Origin of the sequence: Pseudomonas sp. G5001, from assembly GCF_013385475.1 — a bacterium.
GTDB lineage: Bacteria > Pseudomonadota > Gammaproteobacteria > Pseudomonadales > Pseudomonadaceae > Aquipseudomonas.
Window position 1 is genome coordinate 214,707 of record NZ_JACAPZ010000009.1, and the last position, 26,684, is coordinate 241,390.

General features: G+C 60.6%; 29 protein-coding genes. 8 read left to right on the plus strand and 21 right to left on the minus strand.

Going from position 1 to position 26,684, the window contains the following annotated elements:
* Nucleotides 1–127: 127 nt before the first annotated feature.
* A complete protein-coding gene (locus tag HX805_RS09220; protein ID WP_177041404.1) occupies nucleotides 128–931 on the plus strand; it encodes a cytochrome c in 804 nt (267 codons plus the stop codon).
* Between the two features lie 206 nt (nucleotides 932–1,137).
* On the opposite strand, the gene HX805_RS09225 is transcribed toward HX805_RS09220, so the two are convergent.
* The 14 genes from HX805_RS09225 to HX805_RS09290 form a co-directional block, all read right to left on the minus strand.
* The gene (locus HX805_RS09225) at nucleotides 1,138–1,941 is read right to left on the minus strand and encodes a transglutaminase family protein (protein ID WP_004371203.1); all 804 of its coding nucleotides are present in this window, start codon (nucleotides 1,939–1,941) and stop codon (nucleotides 1,138–1,140) included.
* A complete protein-coding gene (locus tag HX805_RS09230; protein WP_004371204.1) occupies nucleotides 1,938–2,888 on the minus strand; it encodes an alpha-E domain-containing protein in 951 nt (316 codons plus the stop codon). Before HX805_RS09230 ends, HX805_RS09225 begins: the two co-directional genes overlap by 4 nt.
* A gap of 3 nt (nucleotides 2,889–2,891) precedes the next feature.
* Nucleotides 2,892–4,301 carry a circularly permuted type 2 ATP-grasp protein gene (locus HX805_RS09235; protein ID WP_004371206.1) on the minus strand — a complete coding sequence of 470 codons (1,410 nt, stop codon included), beginning with the start codon at nucleotides 4,299–4,301 and terminating at the stop codon, nucleotides 2,892–2,894.
* 425 nt (nucleotides 4,302–4,726) lie between these two features.
* Nucleotides 4,727–5,068 carry a ribonuclease E inhibitor RraB gene (locus tag HX805_RS09240; protein WP_003193463.1) on the minus strand — a complete coding sequence of 114 codons (342 nt, stop codon included), beginning with the start codon at nucleotides 5,066–5,068 and terminating at the stop codon, nucleotides 4,727–4,729.
* A gap of 213 nt (nucleotides 5,069–5,281) precedes the next feature.
* The gene (locus HX805_RS09245) at nucleotides 5,282–5,542 is read right to left on the minus strand and encodes a hypothetical protein (protein WP_004371213.1); all 261 of its coding nucleotides are present in this window, start codon (nucleotides 5,540–5,542) and stop codon (nucleotides 5,282–5,284) included.
* 79 nt (nucleotides 5,543–5,621) lie between these two features.
* The gene (locus tag HX805_RS09250) at nucleotides 5,622–6,227 is read right to left on the minus strand and encodes an START domain-containing protein (RefSeq protein ID WP_177116809.1); all 606 of its coding nucleotides are present in this window, start codon (nucleotides 6,225–6,227) and stop codon (nucleotides 5,622–5,624) included.
* A gap of 44 nt (nucleotides 6,228–6,271) precedes the next feature.
* Complete coding sequence (locus tag HX805_RS09255) at nucleotides 6,272–6,526, minus strand: YkgJ family cysteine cluster protein (protein ID WP_004371217.1); 255 nt, start codon at nucleotides 6,524–6,526, stop codon at nucleotides 6,272–6,274.
* A gap of 163 nt (nucleotides 6,527–6,689) precedes the next feature.
* Nucleotides 6,690–7,190 carry a translation initiation factor 2 gene (locus HX805_RS09260; protein ID WP_102369692.1) on the minus strand — a complete coding sequence of 167 codons (501 nt, stop codon included), beginning with the start codon at nucleotides 7,188–7,190 and terminating at the stop codon, nucleotides 6,690–6,692.
* Between the two features lie 104 nt (nucleotides 7,191–7,294).
* On the minus strand, nucleotides 7,295–8,734 hold the full coding sequence (locus HX805_RS09265; protein WP_008434911.1) for a PLP-dependent aminotransferase family protein: 1,440 nt from the start codon (nucleotides 8,732–8,734) through the stop codon (nucleotides 7,295–7,297).
* A 313-nt stretch (nucleotides 8,735–9,047) separates the two neighbouring features.
* Nucleotides 9,048–9,860 (minus strand): OmpA family protein, encoded by an 813-nt coding sequence (locus HX805_RS09270; RefSeq protein WP_177116810.1) that lies wholly within the window; start codon nucleotides 9,858–9,860, stop codon nucleotides 9,048–9,050.
* The gene (locus tag HX805_RS09275; RefSeq protein WP_008434912.1) at nucleotides 9,857–10,219 is read right to left on the minus strand and encodes a DUF4398 domain-containing protein; all 363 of its coding nucleotides are present in this window, start codon (nucleotides 10,217–10,219) and stop codon (nucleotides 9,857–9,859) included. Before HX805_RS09275 ends, HX805_RS09270 begins: the two co-directional genes overlap by 4 nt.
* A gap of 9 nt (nucleotides 10,220–10,228) precedes the next feature.
* Nucleotides 10,229–11,044 (minus strand): ABC transporter substrate-binding protein, encoded by an 816-nt coding sequence (locus HX805_RS09280; protein WP_102369693.1) that lies wholly within the window; start codon nucleotides 11,042–11,044, stop codon nucleotides 10,229–10,231.
* Nucleotides 11,045–11,127: 83 nt separating this feature from the next.
* The gene (locus tag HX805_RS09285; protein WP_004371223.1) at nucleotides 11,128–12,057 is read right to left on the minus strand and encodes an electron transfer flavoprotein subunit alpha/FixB family protein; all 930 of its coding nucleotides are present in this window, start codon (nucleotides 12,055–12,057) and stop codon (nucleotides 11,128–11,130) included.
* Nucleotides 12,058–12,059: 2 nt separating this feature from the next.
* Entirely contained in the window at nucleotides 12,060–12,809 is a 750-nt protein-coding gene (locus HX805_RS09290; RefSeq protein WP_004371224.1) for an electron transfer flavoprotein subunit beta/FixA family protein, read from the minus strand.
* Between the two features lie 554 nt (nucleotides 12,810–13,363).
* Between HX805_RS09290 and HX805_RS09295 the strand changes: the two genes are divergently transcribed.
* Nucleotides 13,364–15,028 carry an electron transfer flavoprotein-ubiquinone oxidoreductase gene (locus tag HX805_RS09295; RefSeq protein WP_177116811.1) on the plus strand — a complete coding sequence of 555 codons (1,665 nt, stop codon included), beginning with the start codon at nucleotides 13,364–13,366 and terminating at the stop codon, nucleotides 15,026–15,028.
* Between the two features lie 193 nt (nucleotides 15,029–15,221).
* Here HX805_RS09295 and HX805_RS09300 read toward each other — a convergent pair whose 3' ends face one another.
* The gene (locus HX805_RS09300) at nucleotides 15,222–16,112 is read right to left on the minus strand and encodes an AraC family transcriptional regulator (protein WP_004371227.1); all 891 of its coding nucleotides are present in this window, start codon (nucleotides 16,110–16,112) and stop codon (nucleotides 15,222–15,224) included.
* Nucleotides 16,113–16,293: 181 nt separating this feature from the next.
* On the opposite strand from HX805_RS09300, the gene HX805_RS09305 reads away from it, so the two are divergent.
* The gene (locus HX805_RS09305; protein ID WP_004371228.1) at nucleotides 16,294–17,346 is read left to right on the plus strand and encodes an NAD(P)-dependent alcohol dehydrogenase; all 1,053 of its coding nucleotides are present in this window, start codon (nucleotides 16,294–16,296) and stop codon (nucleotides 17,344–17,346) included.
* A 136-nt stretch (nucleotides 17,347–17,482) separates the two neighbouring features.
* Here the strand turns inward: HX805_RS09305 and HX805_RS09310 are convergent, their stop codons facing one another.
* From HX805_RS09310 to HX805_RS09335, 6 genes are all read right to left on the minus strand, one after another.
* On the minus strand, nucleotides 17,483–18,286 hold the full coding sequence (locus tag HX805_RS09310; protein WP_004371229.1) for an IclR family transcriptional regulator: 804 nt from the start codon (nucleotides 18,284–18,286) through the stop codon (nucleotides 17,483–17,485).
* A 185-nt stretch (nucleotides 18,287–18,471) separates the two neighbouring features.
* Nucleotides 18,472–19,437 (minus strand): L-arabinose ABC transporter permease AraH, encoded by a 966-nt coding sequence (gene araH / locus HX805_RS09315; RefSeq protein WP_004371231.1) that lies wholly within the window; start codon nucleotides 19,435–19,437, stop codon nucleotides 18,472–18,474.
* Between the two features lie 16 nt (nucleotides 19,438–19,453).
* The gene (araG, locus tag HX805_RS09320; protein ID WP_004371233.1) at nucleotides 19,454–20,962 is read right to left on the minus strand and encodes an L-arabinose ABC transporter ATP-binding protein AraG; all 1,509 of its coding nucleotides are present in this window, start codon (nucleotides 20,960–20,962) and stop codon (nucleotides 19,454–19,456) included.
* Entirely contained in the window at nucleotides 20,959–21,939 is a 981-nt protein-coding gene (locus HX805_RS09325; RefSeq protein WP_008434927.1) for a substrate-binding domain-containing protein, read from the minus strand. Before HX805_RS09325 ends, araG begins: the two co-directional genes overlap by 4 nt.
* Nucleotides 21,940–21,970: 31 nt before the next feature.
* Nucleotides 21,971–22,792, minus strand: a complete 822-nt coding sequence (locus HX805_RS09330; protein ID WP_004371237.1) for an SDR family oxidoreductase — start codon at nucleotides 22,790–22,792, stop codon at nucleotides 21,971–21,973.
* 149 nt (nucleotides 22,793–22,941) lie between these two features.
* Nucleotides 22,942–23,421, minus strand: a complete 480-nt coding sequence (locus tag HX805_RS09335; RefSeq protein WP_004371239.1) for a GNAT family N-acetyltransferase — start codon at nucleotides 23,419–23,421, stop codon at nucleotides 22,942–22,944.
* Nucleotides 23,422–23,533: 112 nt separating this feature from the next.
* Here HX805_RS09335 and HX805_RS09340 point away from each other — a divergent pair, with 112 nt between their 5' ends.
* The 5 genes from HX805_RS09340 (at nucleotide 23,534) to HX805_RS09360 (ending at nucleotide 26,659) form a co-directional block, all read left to right on the plus strand.
* Nucleotides 23,534–24,193 carry an HD domain-containing protein gene (locus tag HX805_RS09340; protein WP_177116812.1) on the plus strand — a complete coding sequence of 220 codons (660 nt, stop codon included), beginning with the start codon at nucleotides 23,534–23,536 and terminating at the stop codon, nucleotides 24,191–24,193.
* Nucleotides 24,194–24,279: 86 nt separating this feature from the next.
* Entirely contained in the window at nucleotides 24,280–25,473 is a 1,194-nt protein-coding gene (locus tag HX805_RS09345) for an MFS transporter (protein WP_177116813.1), read from the plus strand.
* Between the two features lie 85 nt (nucleotides 25,474–25,558).
* Complete coding sequence (locus HX805_RS09350; protein ID WP_177035139.1) at nucleotides 25,559–25,906, plus strand: hypothetical protein; 348 nt, start codon at nucleotides 25,559–25,561, stop codon at nucleotides 25,904–25,906.
* Nucleotides 25,907–25,954: 48 nt separating this feature from the next.
* A complete protein-coding gene (locus HX805_RS09355; protein ID WP_087692767.1) occupies nucleotides 25,955–26,221 on the plus strand; it encodes a hypothetical protein in 267 nt (88 codons plus the stop codon).
* Nucleotides 26,222–26,278: 57 nt separating this feature from the next.
* Nucleotides 26,279–26,659, plus strand: coding sequence for a Rho termination factor N-terminal domain-containing protein (locus HX805_RS09360; RefSeq protein WP_087692768.1), 381 nt, complete (start codon nucleotides 26,279–26,281; stop codon nucleotides 26,657–26,659).
* The last annotated feature ends 25 nt before the right edge of the window (nucleotides 26,660–26,684 follow it).

A 26,684-nucleotide genomic window follows, 5' to 3' on the forward strand; every position in this document is an offset into this window, starting at 1 on the left:
CCTTTGGCAGCGCCTTTCGGGATATTGCGTATAGCGATCCCGTCAGGAGCTGCCGTTTTGCGCGCCGATATTTTGTGATTTTGCGGTATCGTGAGTTCCACCGCCTTTTCCGATATGTGGCCCTTTCTTGAAACAGATCATCGTCCTCCTGATCCTGCTGCTGGCCTTGCCGGCGCACGCCGCGAAATTGACCGTCGAGCTGGATCACGCCAGCAAAACCTGGGAAACCACCGAACTGCTCAAGCGTCCGGATGTGCAGACGGTGCAGATCGTTGATGACGTTTCCTACAAGCGCAACATGACGTATCGCGCAGTGCCGCTGGCAGCACTGTTGCCGGGCATCACGCCGGAAAATCATCTGCAGGCGGTGGCCCTCGACGGCTTTGCCGCGGAACTGACGGCGGCACCGCTGCTATCAAAAAGCGGCGCGCGGGCCTGGCTGGCGGTGGAAGATCCGGCGCATCCGTGGCCGCCACTGGCAGACGGCAAGCCCAGTGCCGGGCCGTTTTATCTGGTGTGGACCGATCCACAAGCCGGGCATATCAGCCCTGAGCAATGGCCGTTTCAGATTTCCGGGATCAAGCAGTTGAAGACGGTGGCGGAGCGCTTCCCGGCGTTGTTGCCGGATCCGAAACTGGCGGCGAATGACCCGGTGAATCAGGGGTTCGCACTGTTCCAGAAGAACTGCCTGGCATGTCATCGCCTGAACGGGGCCGGCGATGCGCAGGTGGGGCCGGACCTGAATATTCCTTACAACCCCACTGAATATTTTGCCGGGGATTTCCTCAAGCGCTACATCCGCGATCCGCAAAGCATGCGGCACTGGCCACAGGCGAAGATGCCGGCGTTTGCCACCAGCGTGTTGCCGGATGCGGACCTGGATCTGCTGGTGGGGTATTTGAAGCATATGGCAGGCAGAAAGCAGCCTTAAGGCTCGGGTAAATCTGTGGCGAGGGAGCTTGCTCCCGCTGGGCTGCGCAGCAGCCCCAATCAGGCAATCACATTTCTCCAGACAGAACTCGGGGGCATGCTTTGGGGCCGCTTCGCAGCCCAGCGGGAGCAAGCTCCCTCGCCACAAAAAGCTTTCCTGGCACGGAGAGCTTTCCTGCTACACAGAGCTCCCTCTCTCCCTGGATCCTACTGCTGCTGCACCGAAATCACCGGTGTCGGTGCTACAAATACCTTGGCATGCATCTGCTCATGCCCTCCCCCACGACGCATGCCTCGTACCGGGCATGCGTCCAGGTAATCCAGACCCACCGCCAGCTTCAAATGCCGCTCCGGCCGCGCCAGTTGATTGGTCACGTCAAAACTGTACCAGGCGTCATCCAGCCACGCTTCAGCCCAGGCATGGCTGGCCAGGTGCTCGCAGTCTTCGCTGTACAAATACCCCGACACATAACGCGCCGGAATCCCCAGGCTGCGGGCACAGGCGAGGAAGGCGTGGGTGTGGTCCTGGCACACCCCGGCACGCCCGGCAAACGCCTTGGCCGCACAGGTGTCGACTTCGGTAGAACCCGGCGAATAGGTCATGTACTGGTTCAGCGCGTGCATCAGGTCGATCAATGCGCTGCGGTCGCGGCGTTGATGGCAATGCTTTTCGGCAAAGCTGCGCAGGGCCTCGTCCGGCTCGGTCAACCGGGTGCAGCGCAGGAACGGGAAGGCCGACTGGCTTTCATGTTCGGCTTCGCGCAATTCGTCGATATCCACCTGGCCACGGGCGCCAATGATGATGGCTTCATGGGGCTCGTCCAGGGTCAACACATGCAGGATATTGCCGAACGGGTCCAGTTGCGCCCGTACCGGCCGGGGCAAGTCCAACTGCCAACTGAGGACATGCTGGCGCTCGCTGTCGTGGGGCGTGAGCCGCAGGTACTGGATGCTGGCACGCACCTGGTCTTCGTAGTGGTAGGTGGTTTCGTGGCTGATGGAAAGTCTCATGCCGCCTCCAGGTAGGAACTGTAAATAGCATCGCCCAGCTCGCGCACGAGCGGGATGAAGTCGGTCAGCCAAGCGTGCAGGCCTTCCTCGAGAATTTCGTCGATGGCGGTATAGCGCAGGCGTGCGTCCATTTCCGCTGCCAGGCGTTGGGCCGGGCGACCGTTGATGCCGGGCAGGCTGCCAAGGATCTGGTCGATCTCTTCACTGCAGGCCCGCAGCGACCGCGGCACGTCGGCGCGCAGCAGCAACAGCTCGGCGACTTGCCGGGCGCCCGGGGCATCACGGTAGATTTCGGTGTAGGCCTCGAACGACGACAACGCCCGCAACAACGCACTCCATTGATAGTAGGCATGGGCGGTACCATCGGTGACCGCTTCGGCCTGGTCGCCGGCCATTTCATAGCGGGCGTCGAGCAAGCGCAGGGTGTTGTCGGCGCGCTCGATAAAGGTGCCCAGGCGAATAAAACGAAAGGCGTCGTTACGCATGATGGTGCCGTAGGTGGCACCGCGGAACAGGTGGGAACGTTCCTTGACCCACTCGCAGAACCGGCTCATGCCGTAGCGGCTCAGGCCTTGCTGGGCGATGTCGCGAATCTCCAGCCAGGTGGCGTTGATGTTTTCCCACATGTCGGCGGTGATTCGCCCACGCACGGCATGGGCACTGGCGCGTGCAGCGCCGAGGCAGCTGTAGATGCTGGCCGGGTTGGCAGCATCCAGGGCGAAGAAGTGCAGCAGCCGCTCGGCGTGCAGTTCACCGTGGCGCTCGCGGTAATCGTCGAGGGTGCCGGTGATCAGCAGCGGCATCGCCAGTTCATGCAGGCCATCGCCGCGCCCGTCCTGGGGCATCAGCGACAGCGAATAACTGACATCGAGCATCCGCGCGAGGTTTTCCGCGCGCTCCAGGTAGCGTGACATCCAATACAAATCCGAGGCAGTTCTACTCAACATATTTCAATCCTCGACCACCCAGGTGTCTTTGGTGCCGCCGCCCTGGGACGAGTTGACCACCAGCGAGCCTTCCCGCAGCGCCACACGAGTCAGGCCGCCGGGGACCACACGGGTTTCCTTGCCTTGCAGCACAAACGGGCGCAGGTCGATATGCCGTGGGGCGATGCCGTTTTCGACGAAGGTCGGGCACGTCGACAGGCACAGCGTTGGCTGCGCGATGTAGGCGTGGGGCTTGGCCTTGATGCGTGCACGGAAGGCTTCGATTTCCGCTGCCGAGGCGGCCGGGCCGACCAACATGCCATAGCCACCGGAGCCCTGGGTTTCCTTCACCACCAGTTGCGGAAGGTTGGCCAGTACGTGGGACAGTTCACTGGGATTACGGCACTGGAACGTCGGAACATTCTTCAGGATCGGTTCTTCATCCAGGTAAAAACGGATCATCTCGGTGACGAAGGGGTACACCGACTTGTCATCCGCCACCCCGGTGCCGATGGCATTGGCCAACACCACGTTGCCCGAGCGGTACGCCGCCAGCAGGCCCGGCACGCCGAGCATGGAGTCCGGGTTGAAGGCCAGCGGGTCGAGGAACGCGTCGTCGAGGCGACGGTAGATCACATCCACCGCCTTGGGGCCGTCGGTGGTGCGCATGAACACGCGGTCATCGCGTACAAACAGATCGGCGCCTTCCACCAGTTCCACGCCCATTTCCCGGGCCAGGAATGCATGCTCGAAGAACGCACTGTTGAAACGCCCAGGCGTCAGCACCACCACACTGGGATTATCCAGCGGGCTGGAGCTTTTCAGGGTGTCGAGCAACAGGTTGGGATAGTGGTCGATGGGCGCAATGCGCTGGGCTGCGAACAGTTCGGGGAACAGGCGCATCATCATCTTGCGGTCTTCGAGCATGTAGCTCACGCCGCTGGGGGTGCGCAGATTGTCTTCGAGGACGTAGTAAGTGCCGTCGCCATCGCGTACGAGGTCGACACCTGAGATGTGGGAATAGATATCCCGGTGCAGGTCCAGGCCCTGCATCGCCAACTGGTATTGCTCGTTGGCCAGCACTTGCTCGGCGGGGATGATCCCGGCCTTGATAATGCGTTGTTCGTGGTAGAGGTCGGCGAGAAACATGTTCAGCGCCTTGACCCGCTGGATGCAGCCGCGCTCGACGATCCGCCATTCACTGGCCGGGATGCTGCGGGGGATCGTGTCGAAGGGGATCAGGCGCTCGGTACCTTGCTCATCGCCATACAAGGTGAAGGTGATACCGGCCCGGTGAAACAGCAAATCGGCTTCGCGCCGGCGCTGGGCCAGCAGTTCGGCCGGCGTGTCGGCCAACCAGCGGGCAAATTCGCGGTAATGGGGGCGCACCTGCCCTGCCCCGTCGTACATCTCATCATAATAAGTGCGGATCATGCCGTACTCCTTGTCACCCGGACGCCAGAACCATCGCAAGGCCCGTGCCAGCGGCATAAACACTTAAGTATCAATCAGTTGGATATAGACGCAGGTCTCATCGCACCGTCCCGGTGCAGCAAATGCCCGCTGTCATGGGCGGCGCCTCATTGCAATGCAGGCCATGACTATCACCAGCATAGTCAGAGTTGATTTCACTGCCCGGCAAACCCCGCGGATAATCACCTCCATCAGCTGAACAGGACGCGTCCTACAGCTCCATCCATTGCGCATTACCGCTTGTACCGAATCGCTCTCCTCCTTTGCGATCTTCCCTTTGGCCACCCTGCTCGGGTGGCTTTTTTTTGCGCAGGATTTTTCCCGCGCCAGAAACAAAAACGGCCGACCCAAAGGTCAGCCGATACGCTGTGTTGTTGCTCATGTCGCTACATGGGTAACCCACGCACCTCCTGCTTCACGCCCCATCCCTCGATGATTCCGCCCAAGGGCTCGACCACCGCCTCAAAGTCCTGCTCGAAGTCTCCTATGCCGTCGTAGGTGGCGAACATGATTTTGCTCAATTCCAGGTACCAGGCGCCGTCATCCCGCGCGCTGACCTGGGCATTCAGGGATTCCCCACGAAACCGACCCGCAGCCCGCCGCGCACGTTCCTCATCCGGGAAAATGGCGTAGAACTCGATGGGGTGGAAACGCGAGAAGTCAAAGCCGCCCTCTTTCATGCGGCGCAACACGTTGGTGCTGATGTCTTCTTGATAGGCTGTGCTCATGAAACGTCCTCCTCAAACCGATGGATAGACTTTCCGTGCTTCCCAAGGCCCGCGCTGCAAGGGCGCGGGTGTTACGGCAGTGACGTCGCCGCTGGGAGACAAGCATGTAGCTGACAAGACCAGACCTTAGCGATTCATTCGCTGATCTCCATTGCAGAGTAGCGCGAAGCTATCACCTCCACCAGAGTCTGTTTAAAGGCGTACAGGGAATGTTCAGGCGGCGGGGTCGACCTTGAGGTCTTTGATGCTGTTTTGATCTTTCAGAATCTTGACCGTGGGTTCGGCGATACGCCCCTCCAGATCGTTGAGATCCAGTTCCTCCAGCACCGGTGATACGCGGGCGCGAACCAGGCGCGCAGCTTCTTCAAGCGTGGGTTTTTGCTCGCACTCGAATTGCTCGACTACCGACTCACCATGATCATTGGTGAAGGAAACGTTCCACTTTGGCATCAGAGCCTCCTCGATAAAACCCATGGGTGGGCTTACATCTATCTGGACCTTGAGGGCCTGGAAATCGTTCCACTCAAGGCAGGAGGCACCTGATCAACTGCAGTTATTTTTCAGCGTGTTCTTTCAGGGCTTTCAAGGTGTTGAACGGTGCGTCCACCACGAACTTGTTGGCCAACCAAGACGGCACGCTGCCACCTGGCTCGGTGTGCACCTGGTAGGTCACTTCGGTCAGGTTGTCGCCTTTAGGCACCAGCTTCCAGTAACCATCGACCTGGGCTACGCGCACATAGCCTTTGACTTCTGGCTGGTAGGTCGGCACTTCCAACAGCTTGCGGGTGACGGTGCCGTCGGCAGCCTTGGTGGTGGTGATTTCCAGGATCGAGTCACGATCGGTCACCGGGAACGGTGCCTTGAACTGGGTGTAGGTCCAGCTCTTGTCGCCTTCCTGCTTGAGCAGTTTCTGCGACTTGCATTCGTGGATCCAGGAACAGGCCCCCGCCACGTCTTCCTGCAGCGCCTGGATCTTGGCCAGCGGCGCCTTGATGGTCGTCACACCGCGATAAGCCTTGTACTTGGAACCGGCAATTTCACTCAAAGACACTTTGATGCCGTCTTCATCCTTGGCCGTCTGCCAGTCTTCAGCATGCGCTGCGGCAGCGAACAACGCGCTAAAACCGCACAACACAGCAATTCGTTTCAGTGAACCCATGGTCTTATTCCTTATTGTTGAAGTTCAGTACTTTGAACAGCCCACTAAGCCGCCGTCATCTGTTCCCACCAGCCGATCAACCTGATCGCTTCTGCCTGGCTACTGCCGCAGACCTCGATATCCGCCTGGAACGAACTACATACTGCCGGCCGCTCAGGCTGGCCAAACAACTGGCACAGTTGTTCGACCGAAAGATGCAGGCAGCGTTCGCCCGCCGGTTTGCCGGCAGGCATTCCCGGCAACGGAGAACTGATGGATGGGGCAATGCAGCAAGCGCCACAGCCTTCACGGCATTTCATGACGAACAGATCCTCGACAACTCAAGTGTTGATGGCCACGTAAGACTACGCCCTTAAACAGACGTTTTAAATTGGCTTAACAGGGGTTTTTCACCGAAAACAAAAGTGACTGACCAGTCTGCGACAGAAGGTCAGGGGTGCGCGTCACGTTTACTCGTCGGGTTTATTGCTTGAACTGGAAATCCAGCGCTGCGCCTTCTACTTCGCGGCGTTCTTCGTTGCGCAGTTGCAGCTGCATTTCATTGCTGAGCAGGCGCCCGTTGATCTGGAATGCACTGTTGTCAGTGGGCTTTTCGGCAAACATCGGCGGCAGCAGCGGCACGTTCTTCGGCTGCGGCATGGTGCCGAGGGGTTGCAGGTGGCGAACCATGTTCGACGGCAGGCTCAAATCCAGCTCTGCAGGCGGCAGCGGCGTCTTGGCAACTTCGTGGGCCGACTTTGACTTGCTGGCGATAGGCGCACGTTTTTTAACCGGCGTTGCTTTCTTTGCGGGGGCTTTCTTCGCGACCGGTGCCTTCTTGGCCGCAGCGGCTTTTTTCGCCGGCACCGTTTGCTGGGAGCTGGCAGCAGGCACCGCTTCACTAGCGGGAGCCGCCAGGACAGCGCCAGCGTTACACAGGCTTAACACGCAGATCAGCAGGGCAGCAGGAAAGGTATAAGTCATATCGCCAGCAGCATTAACGGCAGAAGGCCATATGCTCGCTTGTTGAGGACGGTATGACAAGCATGGTAATTAGCCAGCTACCCGTCGTGTCCCCTTTCCATGCCTCAAAAACCCGCCGCAGTCTCCTGGCATAACTGGCTTGCCAGCATCCCGAGGGTCATCAAGGCGCGCTCCGCCTCGCGGTTCCACGGGGTGCCGCAGTTCAGGCGAATACAGTGGTTGAACTGTTCCGTATTACTGAAGATCAGCCCCGGTGCAATGCTGATGCCCTGCTGCAAGGCGCGCACGTGCAGTTCCTGGGTATTGACTCGTCCAGGCAAACTGACCCACAGGATAAAACCGCCGGTCGGGCGGGTCATCTGGGTGCCTTCGGGAAAATACTGCTGCACGGCCAGCTGGAACGCGCTGAGGTTCTTGCGGTACTCCTGGCGGATATAGCGCAGGTGGCGGTCGTAACCGCCATTCTCCAGGTACGCCGCCGTGCCCATCTGGGTCACGCTGCAGGCCGAATGGGTGCTGAACATTTGCAGGCGCTGGATTTCCTGCTGGTACTTGCCGGCAATCATCCAGCCAATGCGAATGCCCGGTGACAGGGTCTTGGAGAAACTCGAGCAATAGATGACCCGGTCCAGACGGTCGTAGGCTTTCAGGGCCTTGGTGCGGCCCAGTTCGAACATCAGTTCGCCATAGATATCGTCCTCGACCACCTGGATATCGAAATCCGAGGCCAGGCGCAGCAACTGTTTCTGCCGCTCTTCGGGCATGGTGCCGCCCAGGGGATTGCTCAGGCGCGTGGTCAGCACCAGGGCCTTGATCGACCATTGGTTGGCTGCCAGTTGCAGGGCTTCCAGGCTCATGCCGGTGGCCGGGTCGCTGGGGATTTCGATGACCTTCAGGCCCAGCAGATCGGCCAGTTGCAGCAAGCCGTAATAGGTCGGTGATTCGGCGGCGATCAGGTCGCCGGGACGGGTGAGCACCCGCAGCGACATCTGCAATGCATCGACACACCCATGGGTGATCACCACTTCGGAGGGGTCGACCACCACCCCGGCATCGCGCATACGGATCGCCACCTGGCGCCGCAGCGGCTCGAAACCCGGGCTGAACATGTAGCTGAACGCCCGCGGGCTCTGGAAACGCGTGACCTTGGCCAGTTGCTGATGCAGCGCGCGCACGGGCAGGTAGTCGACACTCGGCACGGCGGCGCCCAGCGGGAACACGCCTTCGCGACGGGACTCCACCAACACCTGTTGAATGATGCTGCTGCGGGTGACCAACCCTGGACGCTCGACCCGGGCGATGTCCGGCGTGGGCGCAGTAAGCGCCGGCGTCTGGTGCACGTAATACCCGGACTGCGGCCGCGCGCGAATCAAACCCTGGTCTTCCAGGTTCGCGTAGGCCTGCAACACGGTGGCGTGGCTGACGTTGAGCTGGGAGCTCATTTTGCGTACCGAAGGCACGCGCTCGCCCGGTTGATAGACACCGCGGCGGATATCCTCAGCCAGCTGCTGGGCGATACGTTGGTAGAGCAACAGATTGGTCATGACGCAGCACTCGATTTCACGGGTATTTTATTTTTGTGTGAAACATACCGGCACAGTTTAGAAGTGTACGGGGACAGTTGCCACAATAGTCGAGCGCGGGCGGCAGTGATAGAAAAAACTGTAAGGGTTGCGAACTGAATCGCGGGCATAAAAAACCCGATCATTGATCGGGCTTATGTGGGAGCTGTCGAGCTTCAGCGAGGCTGCGATGCAGGCGCTGCGGTCTCGCAGGTGCACCGAGGCGATCCTGTCGCAGCCTCGCTGGGGCTCGACAGCTCCTACAGGAATCACCCCTCCATCTTGAACAACAGGTTCAGCGAGCAGCGCCCAGCTGGCCTTTCTCGTCGGAGAACACAATTTCTACCCGACGGTTCTGCGCCCTGCCCCGCTCAGACGCGTTGGCTTCGACCGGATACTGATCGCCGTAGCCTTCGACCTGAATGCGTTTTTCGTCGATCCCCAGGTCGCTCAGTACATCCGCAACCGCTTGAGCGCGGTCCCGGGACAGTTTGATATTTTCCTGTTCGCCGCCGGTATTGTCGGTGTAACCCTCGATGCGCACCACGCGCTTGGGGTTCAGCTGCAGGAACTGCACCACTTTGAGCACGGTGCGGTTGGCCGAGTTTTGCAGCTCTGCATCACCCGTATCGAACAGCACGTCACCCAGGGTCATCACCAGCCCGCGATCAGGCTGGACGGTGGTCAGGCTGGATATCTGCGCCTCAATCCATTTGCCCTGTTGCTGAACGCTGGAGAGCTTGGCTTCACGCAGGGCCAGTTGCAGGCGCTGGCGTTCCAGCTCCAGCTTGACCCCACGCTCCTGATTGAGTGCCTGCTCGGTGTGTTCCCGGGCAATCGCGCTGTAGCGCTGGCTCAGGTAGGCGTAATGCGCCACATCGGCGCCGCTGCCCCAGAAGCTGGAGAAACGGTCGGCACGGGCCAGGGACTCACCGGCGCGAATCACGTCCTTGGGTGCGATACGCAGCACATTCGTATCTTCCTTGACCTTCTGGAAGTCAGTGCTGGCCTGTTGCAAGGCGAGGTTACTGTCGGGATGGGTCGCACAACCACCCAGCGCACTGCCCAGCAACACCACACAGCTCAACCCACACATCAACGGGCTCATTGGGCGTCTCCCAACTGCAACTGCTTGCGCAGGCGGGTGATACGGGTGTTGAGCACGTTCAGTTGCTCCTGGCTTTTGCGGGTCAGCACCCGCGCTTCCGCCAGGCGGGCGTCCAGCTCGGCTTCTTCAGCCTGCATGCGGGCGTCCTTGTAGGATTCATCGGCCATGTCGGCACGGGCCTGGGTGAACTTGTCTTCCGCCAGCTTCAGCTCGGGCGAATCGCTGGCAACGGCGCCCACGGCGCTGGCTTGTTCCAGGGCTTGCTGGGTCAGGCGCATCTGTTCATTCGGCGCAGGATCGGCTGCACATCCCGCCAGAGCTACAACGGCGAGGGCCGCGAAAAGAGGTCGAATAGTCACTGAAAATCCCTACTTTGTTGGGGTGCCGACGGGTTGCTGCAACTGCGCTTTCCAGCGCTCAAGATTGCTCTGCAGCGCGGTTTCCGCCAGACCGGACGCGGGCAATTCTGTCATCTTTTTGGCGAGCTGTCCGCGCAACCACGGATCGTTGCAGGCGGAGTTGTGGGAAATGGCCAGGTACAGGCCCGGCTGGTCGATGGGGATTTCCCGCGCCACCAGGTCGTTGCTCATGCCCAACGTCTGGGCCATGGCCATGCCGGAATAACGTCCGGCGAGCACGTAGTCCACTTCTCCCAATAGCAGTTTCTGGAACGCCGGGGTCAGGCTGGGCAGGCGCTGCAGGGTCAGTTGCTCACCGGCGAAGGTTTCAAAGTCGCGGCTCAGGCGCGCCCTTTCCGACACCGCGCCCTTGTGGCCCTGCAGGTCGCTGGCCTGGCTGTAGGCCAGGGAGGAATCCTTGCGGGTCCAGACCAGATAATCGGTTTGCACCAATGCCGGGTGGATGTAGTCGAGGGAGTCCAGGGCGTCGAGGGTCAATGGCGCGTCGGCGAGGATGTCCATGCGCCCGCTGCGCACTTCTTCCAGCGCCAGGGAACGTTTGCCGCCGTACAGCAGGTCGATTTTCACCCCGAGGTCCTTGGCCACTTGCTGCAGCATGTCGGCGGTGGCGCCGATCAAGTGCGTGGGGTCCTGGGGATCACGCCACAGATAAGGCGGGGCGTCCGGGCTGCCGGTGATCACCAGGCGATCACATTTGCCCGCCGCCAGCGACACCGTCGGCAGCAGTGACAGGGCCAGCAGTACAGTCCAGGGACGCAATTCCATGGCAGGGTTCTCCAGTTGAAAAATTACCGGGCAAAAAAAAGCCCGGTCAAAAGACCGGGCTCTTTATAAGTGAAGCGGCTGGATTAGACCAGCTTCTCCAACTCGGGTACGGCTTCGAACAAGTCCGCCACCAGGCCGTAATCAGCCACCTGGAAGATCGGTGCTTCTTCGTCCTTGTTGATCGCAACGATCACCTTGGAGTCTTTCATACCGGCCAAGTGCTGGATCGCGCCGGAGATACCGACGGCGATGTACAGCTGTGGCGCAACGATCTTGCCGGTCTGGCCGACCTGCATGTCGTTCGGTACAAAACCTGCGTCGACGGCAGCGCGGGAAGCGCCGACCGCAGCGCCCAGCTTGTCGGCCAGGGCGTACAGGTGCTTGAAGTTGTCGCCGTTCTGCATGCCGCGGCCGCCGGAAACGACGATCTTGGCAGCGGTCAGCTCCGGACGATCGGACTTGGCCAGCTCTTCGCCAACGAAGCTGGAAGTGCCAGCGTCGTGGGCAGCAGCCACAGCTTCAACCGCAGCCGAACCACCTTCAGCAGCCACCGGGTCGAAACCGGTGGCACGCACGGTGATGACTTTTACCGACGCAGTGGACTGCACGGTAGCGATGGCGTTACCGGCATAGATCGGACGCTTGAAGGTGTCGGCGCTTTCTACCGAAACGATCTCGGAGATCTGGTCAACGTCCAGTTGCGCAGCAACGCGCGGCAGGATGTTTTTGCCATTGGAGGTGGCGGCAGCCAGGATGTGGCTGTAGCCAGCGCCCAGCTCTGCAACCAGCGGCGCAACGTTTTCCGGCAATTGGTGAGCGTAGGCTGCGTTATCGGCAACCAGTACTTTGCTCACGCCAGCGATTTTGGCAGCGGCTTCAGCCACGGCGCCAACGTTTTGGCCGGCGACCAGCACGTGGATATCACCACCGATTTTGGCGGCGGCGGCGACAGTGTTCAGGGTGGCCGGGGCCACGACCTTGTTGTCGTGTTCTGCGATTACCAAGATAGTCATGGTTAGATTACCTTCGCTTCGTTTTTCAGTTTCTCGACCAGTTCAGCCACCGACTTGACCTTGATGCCCGCGCTGCGTGCAGCCGGCGCTTCGACTTTTACGGTCTTGTTGGTGGAGGCGGTGGAAACGCCCAAAGCATCCGGAGTCAGCACTTCGAGAGGCTTCTTCTTGGCTTTCATGATGTTTGGCAGGGACGCGTAGCGCGGCTCGTTCAAACGCAGGTCGGTGGTGACGATGGCCGGCAGTTTCAGGGAAACTGTCTGCGCGCCGCCGTCGATTTCGCGGGTCACGGCAACCTTGTCGCCGCTCACTTCGACTTTCGAGGCGAAGGTGCCCTGGCCGTAACCGGTCAGTGCAGCCAGCATCTGGCCAGTCTGGTTGTTGTCGCTGTCGATGGCTTGTTTGCCGAGGATCACCAGCGATGGCTGTTCCTTGTCGACAACGGCTTTCAACAACTTGGCAACGGCCAGGGAAGTCAGCTCTTCAGCGGATTCGACGAGGATGGCGCGATCGGCACCCAGCGCCAGGGCGGTACGCAGCTGCTCTTGAGCAGTGGTCGGACCGATGGAAACGACGACGATTTCAGTCGCAACGCCTTTCTCTTTCAGGCGTACGGCTTCTTCCACGGCGATTTCGCAGAAAGGGTTCATCGACATCTTGACGTTAGCGAGGTCGACGCCGGAATTGTCCGCCTTGACGCGAACTTTCACGTTGTAATCGACAACGCGTTTGACAGCTACAAGAACCTTCATGGATTCCTCGTTACTCTCCGGTGAAAAGAAAGTCGCCTAGGCGAACCTGGCGGTTTGATGCTCATCGGCACACAAGGGCACCTCCAAAAACACCGGCAATCGTCGGCGGGGGACCTTGCTCACGGGAGTGATGACCGTTCGTCAGCGGTGACTGAGAGGTCATTCATTATCGTGGCGTGTAAACTGCGCGCCATCGTGGCTCGCGCGTCACCCTTATTTGCCTTCAGCCTGTCTTTCGAGGTGGCCTTGAAACCCACAGTCTGCCTACGGGATGCGCAAAACCGACCGTATATTGACCGGAACGCCTATTCCGGTCAATACGCCAAAATGGTCAGTTATAAGCCGCGTTGCTTTGATTTACCTAGCTTGCGGGCAATTCAAACAAACGTTTGTATTGGACGCTGAGAGTGGTGTAGATATAATGCGCCACCTAGAGAGAAAGGTGGGTCGTCCCCTGCCCCTTGCATGAGATTGATGCAGGCATTGTGGGACGGATTACCGAACCTCCACCCATTAGAAAAAAAAGCCGTTGAGCCTTGAGTAGGAGATAGCCTGTGGAACGCGAATACATGGAATTCGACGTGGTCATCGTCGGCGCTGGCCCGGCAGGCCTGTCTGCCGCCTGCCGATTGAAGCAGAAGGCCGCCGAAGCCGGTAAGGAAATCAGCGTCTGCGTGGTCGAAAAAGGCTCCGAAGTCGGCGCTCATATCCTGTCCGGTGCCGTGTTTGAACCCCGTGCCCTGAACGAACTGTTCCCGGACTGGAAAGAACTCGGTGCACCGCTCAACACCCCTGTTGTGCGTGATGACATCTATGTACTGCGCTCCAGCGAAGCTTCCACCAAGGTGCCTGACTTCTTTGTGCCCAAGACCATGCACAACGAAGGCAACTACATTATTTCCCTGGGCAACCTGTGCCGCTGGCTCGCCCAGCAGGCCGAAAACCTGGGTGTGGAAGTGTACCCGGGCTTCGCCGCCCAGGAAGCGCTGTTCGACGAAAACGGCGTGGTGCGCGGGATCATCACCGGTGACCTGGGCGTCGACCGTGAAGGCAACCCGAAAGAAGGCGTCTACACCCCGGGCATGGAACTGCGTGGCAAGTACACGCTGTTCGCCGAGGGTTGCCGTGGCCACATCGGCAAGCAACTGATCCAGCGCTTCAAACTGGACAGCGACGCCGACGCCCAGCACTACGGCATCGGCCTGAAGGAAATCTGGGAAATCGACCCGGCCAAACACCAGCCAGGCCTGGTGGTGCACACCGCCGGCTGGCCGCTGGACATCATGAGCGCCGAGAACACCGGCGGTTCGTTCCTCTATCACCTGGAAAACAACCAGGTGGTCGTCGGCCTGATCGTCGACCTGTCCTACAGCAACACCTTCCTGTCGCCGTTCGACGAATTCCAGCGCCTCAAGCATCACCCGGTGCTGGCCCAGTACCTGGAAGGCGGCAAGCGCATCAGCTACGGCGCCCGTGCCATCTGCAAAGGCGGCCTGAACTCGCTGCCGAAAATGGTGTTCAAGGGCGGCGCGCTGATCGGCTGCGACCTGGGCACCCTGAACTTCGCCAAGATCAAGGGCAGCCACACCGCGATGAAGTCCGGCATGCTCGCCGCTGACGCCGTGGCAGACCGCCTGTTCGCCGAATCCGAAGGCGGTGACGAACTGACCGCTTACGTCGACAGCTTCAAGAACAGCTGGCTCCACGAAGAACTGTTCGCCAGCCGCAACTTCGGCCCGGCGATGCACAAGTTCGGCCCGATCATTGGTGCCGGCTTCAACTGGTTCGACCAGAACATCCTCGGCGGCAAAATGCCGTTTACCCTGCACGATACCAAGCCGGACTACGCCTGCCTCAAGTTGGCCAAGGACAGCAAGAAAATCGACTACCCGAAACCCGACGGCAAGCTGAGCTTCGACAAGCTGAGTTCGGTGTTCATCTCCGGTACCAACCACGAAGAAGAACAACCGTGCCACCTGAAGCTGAAAGACCCGAGCATCCCGATCGGCACCAACCTGCCGCTCTACGATGAACCGGCGCAGCGCTACTGCCCGGCTGGCGTGTATGAAGTGATCACCAAGGAAGACGGCGAGAAGCGCTTCCAGATCAACGCCCAGAACTGCGTGCACTGCAAGACCTGTGACATCAAGGACCCTTCGCAGAACATTACGTGGGTGACGCCGGAAGGTGCGGGTGGGCCGACTTACCCGAATATGTAAATCCGCTGCTTGAACAGAAGGCTCCCAAATGGGGGCCTTTTTTGTAGCCCGGAAAAAGACCCATCGACTCGGTCAAATGTGGGAGCGGGCTTGCTCGCGAAAGCGGTGTATCAGTCACAGATGTTTTGGCTGAACCACCGCTTTCGCGAGCAAGCCCGCTCCCACATTTTTGACCGAATTGTGCCCGGGAGAGTTATGCCGCCCGCTCATCCCCGGGACTGCGCTCGAAGTAGCGCTTGTACTCCCGACTGAACTGCGACGTGCTCTGATACCCCACACTGTGGGCCGCCTGCGCCACGCCCATGCCTTCCACCAGCAGCAACTGCTGCGCCTTGAGCAGCCGCAGACGCTTGAGGTACTGCACCGGCGACAACAGCGTGCAGCGCTTGAAGTGTTCGTGGAAGGTCGACGCGCTCATGTGCGCATAACCTGCCAATGTCTCGATATTCAGCGGCTCGGCGTAATGGGCATGCAGGTGATTCAACGAAGTCGCCACCCGCGAAAACTGCCCCTGCTGCTCCACCAACGCCCGCAACACATCCGCCTGTGGCCCGCGCAATGCGGTGAACAATAATTCCCGCACCCGCGCCGGACCCATGATCCGGCTCTCCAGCGGATCGTGCAGGCACTGCAACAGGCGTTCGACGCAGCCGCGCATGGCGTCGTCCAGCACCACCGAACTCATCGACTCCAACGTCTGCGCCGCCGGCGGTGGCCCGCTCTGGATCCCCATCGCCATCACCAACTCACCCAGTACCACCCGATCAATGCCCACCGTCACCCCCAACAGCGGTGCATTCGGCATGGCAAAAGTCTCGCATTCGAACGGCACCGGCATCGCCTGGATCAGGTAATGCCCCGCGCCGTACTCCAGAGTACGCGGGCCCAGGTACGCGACCTTGCTGCCCTGGGCGACGATCATCAGGCTCGGTTCATAAATCTGCGGGCCGCGCGCCACATCGCAACTGGCACGCAATACCTGCACGCCCGGCAGGTTCGTGGGCGAGAACCCATCACGGGGTGTCAGGGGTTCGATCAAGGCAACCAACGCGGCATTGGCATCGACATGGCGGGTCAACAACATGGCAAAAACTTCGCGAAAAAGGGGATGAGACCATCATCGCAGGTCTGGCGCCACAACGATCCAATCCAGGGGCACTCCCGGACGAATAGGCATGAGACTCGGAGCAATCGCCATGGCCGCACCCAGGCACGGCGCGGAGAATGCGCCACCTCACCTGTTACTGCACCTGCGAGGTTTCTCCATGTACACCGCCATCGGTTATGCCGCTCAATCGGCCACCACTCCCCTCGCCCCCATGTCCTTCGAACGCCGCAGCCCGCGCGCCGATGACGTGGCGATCGAAATTCTCTACTGCGGCGTCTGCCACTCCGACATCCACCAGGCACGCAACGAATGGGGCATCGCCGTGTACCCGCTGATGCCGGGCCACGAGATCGTCGGTAAAGTCACCGCCGTCGGCGCCAGCGTCACCGCGCACAAAGTCGGCGACCTGGTGGGTGTTGGCTGCATGGTCGACTCCTGCCGTCACTGCGACGCCTGCCACGCGGACCTCGAGCAATACTGCCTCGAAGGCCCGACCATGACCTACGCCACCCCGGACCGGGTCGACGGCAGCAACACCATGGGCGGCTACTCCGACAGCATCGTGGTCAGCGAGCACTTCGTGGTGAAGATCCCGGCCAAGCTCGACCTGGCCAGCGCCGCGCCGATCCTCTGCGCCGGCATCACCACTTACTCGCCGCTCAAGCATTACGGCGTGAAGGCTGGCGACAAGGTTGGCGTTCTGGGCATGGGCGGTTTGGGCCATATGGGCATCAAGTTCGCCAAGGCCATGGGCGCGGAAGTGACGCTGTTCACCCGCTCCGCGAGCAAGGCTGAAGAAGGCCGTCGCCAGGGCGCCGACCACGTGATCGTGTCCACCGACGAAGCCCAGATGAAAGCCGCTGCCGGGCATTTCGACTTCCTGCTGGACACCATCCCGGTGCAGCACGACTTGAATCCCTACCTCGACGTACTGCGCTTTGACGGCGTGCACATCCTGGTAGGTTTGATCGAGCCGGTCGACCCGCCCGTCAACGCTGCCAAGCTGGTGCTGGGCCGCAAAGTGCTGGCCGGTTCGTTGATCGGTGGGATTGCCGAAACCCAGGAAGTCCTGGATTTCTGCGCCGAGCACGGCATCACTTGCGACATCGAGATGCTCGACATCCGCCAGATCAACGAAGCCTACACCCGCATGATTGCCGGTGATGTGAAGTACCGCTTCGTGATCGACATGGCGACCCTGAAGGCCTGACCAAGATCGTTCCCACGCTCTGCGTGGGAACGCATGCTGTGACGCTCCGCGTCACCGTTGCGCAGGGCTCAAGTGCTGGACGCGGAGCGTCCGAAGCGGCATTCCCACGCGGAGCATGGGAACGATCACGGCCTGATCAGGCCTTCGCGCCCAACTCCGCTGACAGCCGTGCTGCGACCTGTTTGATCACAGGGATCAGCTCGGCCATTTTCTCCAGCGGCATGTAGGGCACGGTACTGGCGATGCTGATGCCGGCGACGATTCGCCGGCTGGCATCGCGCACCGGTGCAGCAACACAACGGATCGACGGTTCGTTGTCTTCCAGGTCGAACGCATAACCGCCCGCCACGTATTCCTGCATGCGCTGTTCAAACTGCGCCCAGGATTGCTCGGGGTGCTGCGGCCACTGCAGATTCTTCCCGCCCGTCGGCAAGCTGACCTGATACAGGCGCTGCCACTCTTCCACGCTGTCATCCAGCAACAACGCCTTGCCGATCCCGGTGCGCGCCAGCGGCATGCGATGGCCGACGCGCGAGCGCATTTCCGGGCCGTTGCGGCCAGGGTTCTTGTGCAGGTACAGCACGTCGTCGTATTCGCGGATAGCCAGGTGGATGGTATCGCCGGTCAACGCCGACAACTCGTCCAGATACGGCACTGCCAGGCTGACCAAAGGCAGTTCTTCACGGGCCTGGAAACCCAGCTCGATCAATTTGGGGCCCAGCAGATAACCGACTTGCGGCACTACGCGCAGGTAGCGTTCTTCCACCAGGCAACTGGCCAGGCGGTGAGTGGTGCTGCGGGTGGTGCCGATGCGCTTGGCGATTTCCTTCAGATCCCGCGCACCGGCCGCCACTGCCTGCACCACGCCCAGGCCACGAAGCAGGGTTTGAGTGCCGGTGGGCGCGGCTTCTTTGACGGGAGTTTGGGCGTTTTCCTGCATATCGGGCCTATTGGGAAGTACGAAAACGGCGAGCATTATGGCAAATGCGGACCAGCAAAACAGAGGAGATCAAAATGTGGGAGCGGGCTTGCTCGCGAATGCGGTTTTCCAGTTAATGCATACGCTTACTGACACACCGTTTTCGCGAGCAAGCCCGCTCCCACATTGGTCGTGTGGCGCCCTTTTTATCGCTGTTTCATGCGGTCGATAATCACCGCCAGCAACAGGATCGAGCCGCGAATCACGTATTGGTAGAAGGTGTCGATGTTCTTCAGGTTCATCGCGTTTTCGATGATCGCCAGAATCAGCACCCCGGCAATCACATGCCGGATCATCCCGATCCCGCCGCTCAGCGACACCCCGCCCAGCACGCACGCCGAGATCACCGTCAGCTCGAACCCCTGGCCAATCATCGGTTGCCCCGAGGTCATCCGCGACGCCAGGATCACCCCGGCCAACGCGCCGATCACGCCGTGCACGGCAAAGATGATGATCTTGGTGCGATCGACATTCACCCCGGCCAACAGCGCCGCTTCCTGGTTGCCGCCGATGGCCATGGTGTTGCGCCCGTAGGTGGTGTAGTTCAGCAACCAGCCAAAAAACACAAAGCACAGCACGGTGATGACGATTGGCACCGGCACGCCAAATAGCTGGCCGTTACCAAAGACGAAGAAGTTTTCGTCCATCACGCCGACCGCCTTGCCGTTGGAAAAGATATACGCCAGCCCACGCACGATCTGCATCGTCGCCAGCGTCGTGATCAACGCGTTGATCCGCAGCTTGGCGATCACGATGCCGTTGATCAGTCCCACCACCAGGCCCATGGCCAACGCCGCCGACACGCCGAAGAACACGCTGTCGGTGTCGCGAATCACGATCCCCGCCACCACGCCCGAACAGGCGATCACCGAACCCACCGACAAGTCGAAGTGCCCCGACGCCAGGCAAAACAGCATGGTGCAGGCCGCAATCCCCACAGTGGAAATCGCCAGCCCCAGGCCACGCATGTTCAGCGGCGAGAGGAAGTTGTCGATGAAGATGGCGCTGAGCACAAAGATGCTCAAGGCCGCCAGCAGCATGACCCAATCATCGAGAAACTTGCGCTGGTTGAACCCCGGCCAGAAGCTTCTTGCAGTTTTTACCTGTGACATACCCACCTCGTATTCTTCAGTCCCGCGTACGCGGAAGAGCCAGTTGCAGCAGCCGTGCTTCGTCCGCTTGATCGCGGGTCAATTCGCCGGTCAGGGCGCCTTCGCTCATCACCAGGATGCGGTCGGAGATGCCCATCACTTCCATCAGGTCGCTGGACACCACGATCACCGCGATGCCACTGGCCGCCAGGTTATGAATGATCTGGTAGATCTCCGACTTGGCACCGATATCGATGCCGCGGGTCGGCTCGTCCAGCAGCAACACTTTCATCGGCATCGACAACCAGCGGCCGAGAATCGCCTTCTGCTGATTGCCGCCCGACAGGAACAGAATCGGCTGGTCCGCCGACGGCGTGCGCACGTTCAGCGCGCTGATCTGCCGCTGGGCGTTGGTGCGTTCCCAGCCGCCCTGGATCAGCCAGCCGAAGCGCGCATGGTCACGCCGCGCACTGATATTGATGTTCTCCGCAACACTCGCGCGGGGCACGATGCCTTCCTTCTTGCGGTCCTCGGGGCAGAGCAACACCCCCGCCGCAATCGCATCCCGTGGTGTCTTGAACGTCTGCGCCTGGCCATGCAGCACCAGAGTCCCCTGGGTGCTGCGGGACAGCCCGGCGAGCAGGCGCAACAACTCTGTGCGCCCGGCCCCCACCAGGCCGAACAGCCCGAGAATCTCGCCCTTGTTCACCTGCAGGCTCACCGGTTCCTGCAACCCCGGCCCGAGCAAACCTTCGACTCGCAGCGCTTCACCGCAGTGCTCGCGCGGCCGGTAGTCGTAGATATCCTGGATATCGCGCCCGACCATGCAGTTGACCAGTTGGTCGACGTTCAACTGCGTCATGTCCTCGAACGTGCGCACGAAGCGCCCGTCCTTGAACACCGTCACCGCATCGCAGATACGGAACACTTCTTCCATGCGGTGCGACACGTAGAGGATCACCCGGCCTTCATCCCGCAGTCGGGCGATGATCACCATCAGCCGCTCGATCTCACGGGCCGAGAGGCTGCTGGTGGGTTCGTCGAACGCAATCACATGGGCGTTGCGCGACATGGCCTTGGCGATTTCCACCAGTTGCCGCTGGCCGAGGGACAGGCTGCCCAGGCGCATGTTCGGATCGATTTCATCCGCCAGGCCCTTGAGCAGTTCCCGTGCCTTGCGCACCATCGCCCCGCGATTGACCACGCCAAAGCGCGACGGCATATGCCCCAGCAGCAGGTTCTCGGCGACGGTCATTTCCGGCACCAGTTGCAGCTCCTGGTGAATCACTGCGATGCCGCTGGCGATGCTGTCGGCCGCCGACTTGAAACTCACGCTGCGTTCGCCCAACTGCAAGCTGCCGCTGTTGGGCGGATAAAAACCGCCGAGGATTTTCAGCAAGGTCGACTTGCCCGCGCCGTTCTCGCCCATCAGCGCATGCACCGAATGGGGCCGCGCTTCGAAGCTGATCTGCGCCAGGGCCTTCACCCCGGGAAACTCCTTGCCGATGCCGTTGAAGCGCAGGCTCTCTGCAGCGGCGCTGTTCATTTCCACAGACCGATCTTGCTCAACTCTTCCTTGAAGTTGGCGCGGGTGATCAGGGTCACGTTATCCAGTGCGGTGAACTTGGCAGGCTCAGTGCCTTTGGTCACCCACTCGAACATCGAGGTCGCAGTTTTATAGCCGGACGCATCGGGGCTGAGCAGCATCGAGCCGTAGAAACCGGTGTCGGATTTCTTCAGTTCTTCGATGGCGTCGGTGCCGTTGATGCCCACGCCAATCACGTTTGTGGCCTTGAAGCCGGCGCTTTCGGTGGCGCGTACGCCGCCCAGTACGGTGCTGTCGTTCATGCCGCCAATCAGCAGGTTTTTCGCGCCGCTGGGCAGTTTCACCAGGGCCGAGTTGGTGGAGTCCATGGCGCCCGGCACGTCGAGGGTTTTCTGCGCGGTGAACAGGATATGGTCAACCGGCAGGCCGGCGGCCTTGAGGCCTTCTACCGAACCGTCGGTGCGCTTCTTGCCGGTTTCCAGCTCGTCGAAGGTATTGATGACGGCGTAGGTGTCCTTCCAGTCCCAGTTGCGATGCTTGGCTTCGGTGGCCATGGCTTCGCCTTGTTTCTGGCCGATCTTGTAGGCGTCCAGGCCGACGTAAGGCACGTCTTCCATGGGCTTGCCCTTGGCGTCGACGAAGCGGTCGTCTACCGCCAGCACTTTGAGGTTATTCAGCTTGGCCTTGGCCATGATCGCAGGGCCCAGGGACACGTCCGGCGGGCAGATCACGAAACCCTTGGCGCCGTTGGCGGCCAGGGTATCGATGGCGGACAGGGTTTTCTCGCCGTCGGGCACGGCGATCTTGATCACGGTGAAACCATGGTCCTTGCCGGCTTTTTCAGCGAAGGCCCATTCGGTCTGGAACCAGGGCTCTTCCGCCTGCTTGACCAGGAAGCCGATCTTTACTTCTTCGGCAGAGGCCAGGCCGCTGAGCGCCATCGTGAGGGCAAGGGTGCCTAGTGTTTTCTTGAGCATGAACCACCTCTTCTTGTTATTTGGAAAAGTTTTAATCGTGGTACATCACCGACCGCCCACCATCGATCATCAGGCAGGTGGCATTGATAAAGGGCGCCTCATCGGTCGCAAGAAACAGTGCCGTCATCGCCACTTCAATCGGCTGGCCGATGCGCTTGGGCGGGTGCAGGTCGAAGGCACGCTGGCGCTCGGCGTGCGGGTCGGCAAAGCCGTTCCAGTAATCGACGTTGAGCTGGGTTTCGATATAGCCCGGCGCGATGGCATTTACGCGGATGCCCTTGGGCGCGTATTCGATGCCCAGGGCGCGGGTCAGCCCGAGCAGGCCGTGCTTGGCCACCGGGTACGGGAAGCAGCCGGGAATGATGTGGCTGGAATGGGTGGAGGCGATGTTGATGATGTTGCCGATGCCTTGCTCGATCATGTGCGGCAACACGGTACGGCAGCCGTACCAGGCGCCGTCGAGGTCGATGGCGAAGCAGCGGCGCCAGTCTTCGTCGGTCATTTCCAGCGGGTCGCGGAACACGTTGACGCCGGCGCAATTGACCAGCACATCGACGCGGCCAAAGCGTTCGATAGCGACGTCCACCAGGGCGCGCCATTGATCCTTGGAAGTGATGTCGACAGGTTGTGCGTAGATCTCGGCGCCGTGTTCGCGCCAGTGGGCGGCGACCTGCTCGACCTTCTCGCCCTGGATATCACCGATCACCAGGCGCGCCTGCTGAGCCTGGAAGCAGGCGACGATAGCCTCGCCAATGCCTTGGGCGGCACCGGTGATGACCACGACTTTGTTCTTCAGTCGCTCGCCGTAAGTCGGCTCGGGCACCGGAGGTAACGACAACGGTTGTGCCTGCATCGCTTCACCTGTTTTGTTTTTGGTAGTGAGTGCTGATGCGCAAGACTATAAACCCAGAAACCGGAACATCTCAATATATAAATTATCATCCCATATAGTGAGCAAATATATAAAAAAACCGGCTTTAAAAGCCGGTCCTTTATGCACACTTAACCCTGTGCGAAATCCCTGAGGGCGTCGCCTTCCATGCGGTAGCGTACCCACTCTTCCTGGGGCTGGGCACCGATGGATTTGTAGAACGCGATGGCCGGCTCGTTCCAGTCCAGCACGCTCCACTCGAAACGCCCGCAGCCGTTGTCGCAGGCGATTTTCGCCAGGTGGCGCAGCAACTTCTTGCCCGCCCCGCCACCGCGTTGCTCGGGGTTGATGTACAGGTCTTCGAGGTACAGGCAGTTGCTGCCCAGCCACGTGGAATAGCTGAAAAAGAACACCGCAAAGCCGATCGGCAAACCGTCGCGCAGGCAGATCAGGCCGTGGGCGGTGGCACCTTCACTGAACAGGCTGCGCTCGATGTCCACCACGCTGGCGATCACTTCGTGCCGGGCTTTTTCATAGTCGGCAAGCTCGGTGATGAAGGTCAGGATCTGCGCAGCATCGCTGGGCACGGCGGGGCGAATCTCGATGGTCATGGGCAGGCCTTGTCAGGGAAAGAGAGCACACATACTAAGGCGCTTTAATGACCGATTGCAGTGCAATTTGATTCGCGGCTAACCTGCAGGCCATCGACCTTTGAGAACCCCCATGCCCTTCACGCCCTTGACCGACCTCGCCGCGACGTTATTGCCTCACGCCCTTGAGCCTTCGGAAGACGGCGCCCACGACCTGTCCCATTTGCAGCGGGTATGGCACAACGTCCGCTTGATCCAGGCTGAGGAAGGTGGCGATCCCGAGGTACTGCTGGCAGCCGTGTTGCTGCACGACTGCGTGGCAGTGGAGAAGAATTCGCCGTTGCGGTCCAAGGCTTCGAAACTGGCGGCAGACAAGGCCGGGGAGATTTTGCAGGGGCTGGCGTGGCAGCCCGGGAAGATTGCAGCGGTGACCCACGCCATCGAGACCCACAGCTTTTCGGCGGGCCTTATTCCGGTGACACTCGAGGCAAAGATCATGCAGGATGCCGACCGTTTGGACTCCCTGGGCATGATCGGCGTGGCCCGCACATTTTATATCGCCGGGCGCATGGGCAGCGGGCTGTATGACCCGGCTGACCCAACGGCGCAGCATCGCGAGTACAACGACAAGCGCTTTTGCCTCGACCATTTCCAGACCAAGCTGCTGCATCTGGCGGGCGGATTTCAGACGCCGACGGGGCAACGCATGGCCCTGGCGCGCCATGAGCGGCTGAAGGGATTCATGGACCTGTTCATCGAAGAAATCGGCACACCATACTCCGCTGCGGGCTAACGCAAGCACCGCTAACCACAGAACAAACCCTCGGGCCGTGCATGGTAAAAAGTTGGGCATAAATCCAACAGACGCAAGGCTCTTCGATGCACGCCTCACCTGCGGTTGGCGGAAAACTGTTCGCCCTCTTCTGCCTCGCCAGCTATTTGCTTTCCCTGTCCTATGGCTCGACATTCTTGCTGTCGCTGCTGATCCATTCGCGCGGCGGCAACGAACACGACGCCGGCAGCGTGATCTCCATGGCGATGCTCAGCACCTTTGTGGCGGTGCTGGTTTCCGGGCATCTGGCCGACCTGCTGGGGGCTGCCAGGTCGATCGCCCTGCTCGGCGTATTGCTGGTGGTGGCGTGCCTGGGCTTTGCGCTGACACCGGGATTCGGCGAGGGCTTGATGCTTTTTGGCTTGTCGTTGGGGTTGGGCTGGGGCGTGTTCTATACGCTGGGGCCGATCATCGTCGCGATGCTGGTGGAGCCGGCACAGCGGGCCAAATATTTCGCCCTGCTGTCGGGCAGCATGATGACCGGGATCGGCTCCGGGCCGTTGCTGGGACGGGCGGCAAGTGCGCTGGATGTTTCGCTGACGGCGGCATTTTTTATCGCGGCGCTGGCGAGCCTGGCGGGCGTGTTGATTTTCTGGCGGCTGGGTCGCGCCCTCAGTCAACACACTGCGCCGGTGGCGAAGATTTCCTGGTCGGCCACGCGCCAGGTGCTGTCATCGAAAGCGGTGTTCGCGATCATCATGGTGGGCCTCGGCGGTTGCGTGTTTGGCGGGCTGTCGAGTTTCCAGACCAGCTACGCGGCGTTGCACGGGCTGGACTATTCGCTGTTCTTCCTGGGCTTCATGAGTGCGGCGATTACCAGCCGCCTGCTGATCGCCGGCATCGTGGTCAAGCGTGATCCGTATTGGGCGGCGTGTGTGTTGTCGGGGTTGATGCTGGTGTCGATTTTCCTGTTCGGGTTCAGAGTCAGCGGCAACTACAGCTACCTGCTGGCAGCCGTCACCCTGGGCGTCGGTTACGGCCTGACGTATTCGGTGATCAATGGTTTGGCCGCCAACGAGGCACCCGCCGGCACCACCTCCCAGGCGTTGCTGCTGTTCAGCCTGGCGTACTTTATCGGGGTGTTCGGTTTCCCGCTGCTGGCGGGCAAGGTCATCGTCGAATACGGCATGCCGACCCTGTTGATGAGCGTACTGGCGGTGGCGCTGCTCAATTGGCTGATCACGGTGGCGCGGTTGATCTGGCGCCGAATCTCGTCACACAAAATCTTACAAGCGACCTAAGACCGTTCGTCGGTATCGAGGCACGAATCACAAACGGGGGCGGACCAATATCAGGTAAGGACATTAATCATATGGAGACACCATCATGACGACTTCCAAATTTGCCGCCCTCGCCCTCACCGGTTTGCTGTCTGCTGTTTCGCTGAGCAGCTTTGCCGCCACCACAGGTTCCAGCACCGGCCCGACCGACCCTGTCGGCAGCCCGCCAAGCCCGGCCACCCGGGAGTCGAATGACTCAATGGGCACTGGCCTGGACACCAACGGCGGCGCCATCATCGACAACAGCAGGGACCCACGCACCCAGGGCGACGACACCAATCGCAACAGCGGTGCGGTGCCTAACGGCAAAATGGGCCCAGGTGCCACTTCGCCCTCGATCAATAAAGGCGATGACTCCAACATCCCCGGCGCGCCAAAACAGCCAGCGCCTTAATGCGCAAGAAAGACGAACACCCAACCATTTCCCAGTGAAGAGGTATGCATGAACGTCGATCACAACCTTGAAAAAGAAGTCCTCACCCGTCTGCTCCACGCTCATCCCAGTGGGTTGGGCAAAGAAGTGCTGGACAACTACCGAGGTGAAAAAGTGGTGGCCAGCGCCTTGGCCACCTTGCAGGACCGCGGGTGGATCAAGGAAGGCCATGTGACCTGCAACGATGCCGGTGAACATTCGCTGAACCTGCCGATCAAGCTCACCGCGTCCGGCGTGGAAGCGGCTCGCAAGCTTGAAAGCGAAGCGAGCCAATAACACACCTTGCCTGGTCTGGCCCTTGTATCTTGTATGAGGGCCAGAAGGAGTATCGCAATGCCTCGTGGAAGCAAAGCCAAATACACCACCGAACAGAAGCGCAAGGCCGCCCATATCGAAGAGAGTTATGAGCACCAGGGCTTGTCGAAAGAAGAAGCCGAGGCGCGGGCCTGGGCCACCGTCAACAAGCAGTCTGGCGGCGGCGAAAAGGCCGGCGGTTCAGGCCAGCGCAAGGCGCCGGCGAAGAAGTCCCAGGACCGGCATGAGTCGGCCAAGCGGGCTGCGGCCAGTCGTGAGGGGCATCCGCGTAACAGCCGGGTTTCGCTGGGTACGCAGACCAAGGAAAGCTTGCTGAGAGAAGCGCGTGCCAAGGACATTCCCGGGCGCTCGACCATGCGCAAGGATGAGTTGATTGAGGCGCTGAAAAAGGCCGGTTAACGCGGAACAAAATGTGGGAGCGGGC